Source organism: Bartonella sp. TT29SHDZB, from assembly GCF_042193395.1.
In the GTDB taxonomy this organism is placed as follows: Bacteria; Pseudomonadota; Alphaproteobacteria; order Rhizobiales; family Rhizobiaceae; genus Bartonella.
Map to the genome: position 1 here is coordinate 1 of NZ_JBHILQ010000033.1, position 7206 is coordinate 7206.

Here is a 7206-nt window from a genome sequence, read left to right on the forward strand (position 1 = left end):
GTAACAATGCCTTCAAGCTCTCCACCCGTGTCTGACAAGTATTCCTTTACGCGCTGCATCATCACACGGGCGCTCGTATTCACACTGCTAGGCTGCTGTCCTTCTGACCAATCAATCAAATCATCCACGCGCGTATTATCCGCCGCTCTAAGCGACCAATCATAAATCGTTGACATCTCTTATGAATCCTAAATCTTGTAAAACGGTCCGTAAAACGCACGCATAAATTGCGTCATCAAAGGATTATCATCAGATCTCTCATCAGCTTCTTCTGATGCCTCTTGCTCTGATGAAAGTAAGGCTCTTAAAACCTCGAGAAAATTATCCCTGTTCCCCTGTGCTGGTACAGAGCCTCCAAAAACAATAGGGCGTGCACCATAAGACTTCTTCCCACCGTACATCTGCAACACACGGTTGACAAAATCACTTGCACGCATAGCGTTGTTTCCACCATTCAAGCCAACCGCATTACTGCCAACAATTTGCGCCGCATTCGCATGGGGATTTTGAAGAAGCCGCGCGGCTCCTCCTGCCCCTTGTTGATGTGCTAAATACAACTCCGCTTCACTAGGCGCTCTTCCCAACAGACGGCTTAAATGGTTGCGATTATCCCGTGTAAACCGCCCCATGGCATCTGCCGCTTGCATGGGGTCAAACCTATCCTGCAAACCATATTGTTTGGCAGTGCTATCGATAAATTGATACAAGCCACCAGCAGAAGAGCGTGGATTCCTTGCATTCGGATTGCCTCCACTTTCAACTTGCGCAACACGGTACAAATAACTCTCTGGCAAGCCATAACGCGCTGCCGTTTGCCGTATCGCTTGATTAACAGCCGGACTATAACGGGTCATAGCCTAATCTCCTCCCTTACTCAAATGCACTCAATAAATTCAACTCCTCCGTTGAGGCTTTTCCCCCACCTCCAAACAAAGCAGCAGAAAGCTTTTTGAACCATTCTTTTGTCGCATATCCCTTATGATGCGCGTTTACCATGCGTTGAATGAGAGCTACAATTTGATCATTCTTAATCTGTGTCCCCCCTGTTAACAATTTGACAACATCCTTTTCAATCCGTTGACGCTCTCTAAACGCCGCCTCTTTGAAAGGAATCCAAGCAGACTTCCCAGCAGCTTTTGCTAATTGTACAGCTGCATCACGTTTACCCGTTGGCATACTGACGTTATGCGTAAAAGAGATCTTTTCATTCGCTACACGATTGGGTATTCTGTTATAAAAATCTGCATAATTAGCTTCTCTATCGACAACCTTCTTAACAGCAGAAGCTTTATCTGCTCCATAAATCTTTGCAAATCGTTCATATAGATCATTCGTACCAAAAATCTCCTTTGCCTTAGACACTTCATCTTTTGTTTGACCCATACCTTGTAAAAGTTCTGCCCTTGAACCCTTTTTAAAGTATTCTTGTTGTGCCTTTGGTAATTCATCAAAGATTTTACTGAACTCATCCTTATTAACCGACTTGCTAAGGATTTTAGAACCTTCATCCATGGCATCTAAACGTGAACTATATTGGTGATACAATGATCGTGCCTTCTTATATTTAGGCGATATATCATCCATAAGCTCTAATAACTTTTTCTGAATGCCAACTAAGGTATGAACTTTACTATTATCTCCTATCTTCTCGGCTTCATCTCTCATAAGACCAAGTTTAACCTTCGTTTCATGGAGAACTCCCATGTTGGGTTTTTCTTTAAGGAGATTAAATTTTTCAGAAGAAAACGAACTGACTTCTTTGCCACCACTCGTGAATTCCTGTAGCCCTCCTTTATAAGCCTGTTTGAAGTATGGACGCTTCATTAATTCATTAAGAGCACCATAATGCTGTTCTCCTATTGGTGTTTTTTGAGCTATTTCGTAAAGAGTATGTGGTTCTGCTTTCCTAATCGCGATAAGATCATCTTTTAAACCTGTAACATTTTGACGAGGAACAAAGTATTTATCAGCCGCCTGATGAATACGCTCCCCTCCTCCCAGCGCTCTCTGTTCAGCTCTCTTGGTTAAATCAAGATAAGCCCCTTGGTTTCTTTTCGCGATATCAAAAACAAGATCCTGTAAAAAAGGACTATGATCAGCTACGTAATCGGTAGGAACTGCTTTTTTAAAAGATTCTCCTAGCTCTTCAGACGCCTCCTTACCTAAATGTTTACTGATTGCTCTTAACGTGTCTGTTGCAACACCTTGCTTATGAGAAGGAGAAAGAAGTCTTCGTATTCCACCGACAGTAGAACCAGCCAAATGACCTAAAGCACTTCCAACCAATGCCCCGCCCGCTCCTAAACCTGCACCAGATAACGTACTTGTAAGTGTATTACCAAGCCCTTCGCCTTCACCTGCTCCATGTAATGCACCAGATGCCGCTCCTACTTTAAGCAAATGCGGCAATGTTGTTTTGTTCGTGATGCCTAAAAATGGACTTGCAAATCGACTTGGAAATGACTGACCAGTGTTCAAAAAGGCTTGACCTAATTTTGACCCCGCCACATTCCTTGCAAGTGTAGGCGCTACAAAGCGTGCTCCTGAGGCTAATAATCCTCCCCCTAAAGTCGCAAGTGAAGGGATTGCCGACCCTAAAGCATTTCCAGCAAAAGAAGTCCAATAATGTTGATCACTCATCCTACGATAATAATCACGTATTCTATTAGCTTCTTTCTCATATTTTTCTATGGTTTTCTTATCTCCAGTCCAATAGTTGATAAGCCCATTCAAAAAAGCACTTATTGCCAACTGATCATCAGAATCACGTCCTGCCGCTGTGATCCCCGCAATCTCATCATCTAAATTAAAACTCAAACCATGCTTTAAAGAGTTCCAAAAAGCTTCACTTTGCGTGATTTCGGGATGTTGCGGTGATGGTGTTTCTTCAAAATTCGGAGCATCATCGAGAACACGCAAACGATAACGTTTTCCACTTTTAGATGTTACATATTCTGGAGTGCCACCTCTCGAATTGTCATCGAGAACACGCAAACGGTAACGTTTTCCACTTTTAGATGTTACATATTCTGGAATGCTAGTATAAGTATTCATTAATACTCTTCCTTTTCAATACGCTTACCGGTAGACGCATCTATAAACACAGTGATATCATCTCTGTCGATACCTTCCTGCCATTTCATTATAGGTATATTTGCACCACCTCCTTGTGACATCGGTGAATCTACAAAATATTTATCAGAGATTTCTTGGGGCGTATCTATAGGCTGACCTGTTAATGCGTTGTACAGTTGAAGATCATTATGCCTATTGAAAAAATCAAATGCTGTTTTAATTACTTGTAAAGTCCTCTCCAATCCCTCTTTATCTCGCCCAACATCCAAAGAACCAAACATTGATGATAGTGCCTGACTTTCAAAATTTGATATAGGACCAGTTCCTACTGTTCCGCTAGGACTCATCGATTTTAGATTCTCAAATACCGTCCTTAGAACACCACCTCTAATTCCCTCCAATAATTTGTCTAATTTGTACGCTTCACTTCCACCAGCTTTTTTCATAAACCACCCCTTAAATCCTGTAGCCTTACCTGTTTGAATGAGTTCAAAAGCAGCTTTCAGATCATTTAATCCAGCTCTCAACTGCTGCTTGGTGGTGAACATATTTTTTATCCTTCTACCCTCCCACTCTTTCTGGGCTTGTAGTTTTTGATTATACTCAAGTTCTTGTGGAGACCCCTTTACCGGTCTCATTTCGCGTTCACCAGTCTCTGGATTGGTATACCATTGAAACCCCTGACTTAACTTAGGAGTATCACCACCTGTTAGCATCGCACTAAGCATTTGCGGATTACGTGCCATAATAGCAGCTTCTTCTTCACTATAGCCTTTGGATTTTAGATACTCGACAGTCTGGTTAACCTGCCCTCTTTTTTCTCTTTCCATATCACCACGACGAAGATTCATAGCTGCATTCGCTAAACTTTGTGCTATCGTCCCATCTGATAATGCATAACCAATCCCATAATCCGATAATCTTTGTAAAAACTCAGGACTACGCAAATAATCCCAAAAACTCTGTTGAGAACCAGTATCTTGGTGAGGAACAGTACTCTGTTGTGGCTGTGCAACTTGCTGTTGTTCTACCGGTGCAATAGGCTCTGGTAATTGAGACTGCTTTGGTTTCAATGATGCCAAATCTGAAATTGCATTAGGCAAAGGTTCCATATCTAAAGGATTTGGTTGTGAACCAAAGGTCGCTACTGGTAAAGAAGGAACTGAAGACGGTACATCTGGTTTTCTGCCTGCCGATCTTAAAGACGAACTTACATCTGGTAAAGGTGAAGTATTTTTAGCTAAACCTAAAGGATTTGATTGTGAACCAAAAGTTGCTATAGGGGAAGAAGGGGTTAAATAAGGTAAATTATTTGCCTGTTGTTTGGCGTCTTCTAGATCGTTGAAACGTATACGTGGTACATATTGGCTCATTACATGCATAGACTTAAGAAGTCTTGATAACATGTTATCGTTACTATTTTGCATAACTACCTCACTTTTTTCCTGCAAAATTAGCAATACTAGCTAAAATCCCTATAGCGTTCTTCCAAGGGTCGTTACCATGCATCTTAGATTCTGACACATTATTCGTCGTCGTGCCGTAATTCCTTGCAAAGCCATGACCGGCATTCATAAGCATATTCAACCTATTCCAGCTGCTATTGTCTTGTTCCAGCCAACGTTCACGATTGGCATCAACAACTCTCTGATTGTAATTATCAAGCACACCTCCCCCCTGTATGGCATTGGAATAGGCATTGCCATAACCCTGCAAGAAGTTATTTGATGCTCCCAACTGATTTTGATTGGCTTGGTCTATCAGTGAATTCGCTTGCATCATGCGATCCGCATCACGATTATACTGGTCTGCTGTAGCACTTGTGGACAAAGCACCAAGTTCATTTGCCAATACACCTGCATGTGCACCGGACCCATAACGACCCGCACCTGCAAAAGAGCTGTTAATCGTATCTCTTGCACGGTCTAAGCTATTTTGAAGAGCGGCATTAAAAGACGGATTCTGCCCAACCATACCACCAGAAGCCATATGTCGAAGATTCATGGCTGCCGACGTTGGATTATAGATTGTATTCATCAAAGAGCGATTTTGATAATGATGAGGGACACTCCCAAGACCACCTATGGCTTGGGTGGTTTGAGCACTTAACGGGGCAATACGAGGTCCCCCATACACATTACCCCCAATCCCTGTGTCATACATTTGATAGGCATCTGCACCCCCACGCTTAAATACATTCTGCATCCAAGCGGGAGGAGCGCTTGTCTGCACCTGCTTTTGTTCTGTTGTTGTCGGTGTCTTGCTCCCCATGTTACAATTCCTTCCTGTAATAAAGCATATCTATGCTGTAACCTTGCTTGTCCAATGCACGTTTCCAACCTAAACGCCCTAAAATCTCTATCTCAAAAGCCCCATTCTCACGCGCCCAATCCTCGGCAACTTGCAAATTGTCAACCAAATCAAGAACACCCTTGCCACTACATTCACAAATCAGAGCGCGTTTCTTTCCTAAAACTGTCTGTTGTATCTGGGTCGTGACGACCGCTAAAAAGCGCTCTTCATCATCCAAAACAAGCCATAACTGTTTCTCGCCCATGCAAATAGATTCAATGAGTCCTTGCAACGTAATTTCATATTTGAAACGCTCTACATACTCTCTAAAGGATGCAATGATGTCTTCAAGATAAGGCGCTATACGCTCCATATCCCAAGACGTGGTCAAAAAGACTTTTGCCATTACCCTCTGCCTAAAGGACGTAAATCCACATTAAATCCTGTGATTTGGTTCCAATGAACACCTTCAGGAATACGCAATTTAAAGCGGTGATAACGATTGCGCGAACGACCATGATAAGCACCCGTGACATACGAACACACCCTCTCCTTGTGCCATGTGATCGGTGTCTGATTATTGCGAAGCCGACGCTCTCCAATGCTTAAAAGACCTTCCGTCGTATCAACTTCGGCAAACATCTTCGTAATAAAGTTAAAACTTCCATCCGGTGCCCCCATCTCTTGTGAAACAACCGTTGCCTCCATCGGGGCTCCTGTAAACATAACAAGCCGATTGTTTTCATCAAAAGCACCAAGCATTGGCGCGCCACTTTGCCAACGAGGGCTGTCTAAAGAAGCCGGCAATGCCTCAAGATTGATCGAAATCTCATCTAACTGTTCTAAAGTATATCCTGTTGTAAATACTGGAAAGAACGTGAAAAGCTTTCCCTGTAGTGTCGACCATTTCTGTAAACCCCAATCATAAACAAAGGTCGTTTGCTCGTTATTGCCTCTTTTTAAGGACCAATAAATCCGGTTATCAATGGGGTCTATAACTCCTTGCATCTCATCAAGAGCAAACTTATCAAATGTTTTAAAAACCGTTCTATCAACCTTTTCAAAACCTATCGGTAAAAGTTGACCATCTAAACTCATCTGATAAAAACCACCATCACCTGCAAAAAAAGCGTCACTCCCTCGACATGCTATAGAGGCTGCACTACGGGCTCCTCGCTTGTCTTGTATCTTTTGAAATGTAAACACAATCTTAGAACCCGCAACAAAGGTTCCAGCATAAATAGCAGAACGCATAAAAATGAGGGGATTGGTGGATTCTGTTGCCCCTTGAACATATTCTCCATCCGGAAAATCTTGATAATCACAACTTTTCTCCCCAACCGTCCAATGGGTTGCATCATTGAGACCTGACCACTGAACACGGTTTGGCTTATCTGTTAGTTGCATCAGGCAAACAAAAGGTCCCCAAACCTTCACCAAGCCTGCTTTCGGCGGATTGCCTCCTAAATCTTCAAATCGTTCAGAACTATGGGTGTTAAAAACTTGTGGTTTATCATTTTTATTGACCGCAATAATTCTTTGACCAAACAAAGCGAACGACCATTGATTATCTTCATGCGCATGATAGGTCACACCACTTTGGCTTATGTCTTTCCAACCCTTCGTTTGACTATCATAACTGTAAAGCTTTTGCTTGCCTCCTACGATTATCTTAACACCATTACCGCTTCTAAAGGCGATTGAACCCAAGGGCTTTTCTTCCAAAGCATGAGACACAACCATTGCACTAGGCATGGGTATATAACCGCCATCTGCTGGTAAAACATTCACAAGGCTATCCGTAAAGCTGCCGTTGACAACCGCAACATCTGGTCTGTA

General features: G+C 42.6%; 6 protein-coding genes and 1 pseudogene. All 7 read right to left on the reverse strand.

The annotated features are described in order from the left end of the window. A pseudogene (locus tag ACFIJJ_RS08710) lies at positions 1 to 176 on the reverse strand (phage tail protein); the annotation flags it as partial. Positions 177 to 188: 12 nt separating this feature from the next. Beyond that, complete coding sequence (locus tag ACFIJJ_RS08715) at positions 189 to 854, reverse strand: transglycosylase SLT domain-containing protein (RefSeq protein WP_375646664.1); 666 nt, start codon at positions 852 to 854, stop codon at positions 189 to 191. 16 nt (positions 855 to 870) lie between these two features. Beyond that, positions 871 to 3054, reverse strand: a complete 2184-nt coding sequence (locus ACFIJJ_RS08720; protein WP_375646666.1) for a hypothetical protein — start codon at positions 3052 to 3054, stop codon at positions 871 to 873. Beyond that, entirely contained in the window at positions 3054 to 4502 is a 1449-nt protein-coding gene (locus tag ACFIJJ_RS08725; RefSeq protein ID WP_375646667.1) for a hypothetical protein, read from the reverse strand. Before ACFIJJ_RS08725 ends, ACFIJJ_RS08720 begins: the two co-directional genes overlap by 1 nt. A 7-nt stretch (positions 4503 to 4509) precedes the next feature. Then, entirely contained in the window at positions 4510 to 5346 is an 837-nt protein-coding gene (locus ACFIJJ_RS08730; RefSeq protein WP_375646668.1) for a hypothetical protein, read from the reverse strand. 1 nt (position 5347) lies between these two features. Beyond that, positions 5348 to 5773, reverse strand: a complete 426-nt coding sequence (locus ACFIJJ_RS08735; protein ID WP_375646669.1) for a hypothetical protein — start codon at positions 5771 to 5773, stop codon at positions 5348 to 5350. After that, positions 5773 to 7206 (reverse strand): hypothetical protein (locus tag ACFIJJ_RS08740; protein WP_375646671.1); only part of this gene is annotated, 1434 nt, incomplete at its 5' end. The genes ACFIJJ_RS08735 and ACFIJJ_RS08740, both read right to left, overlap by 1 nt.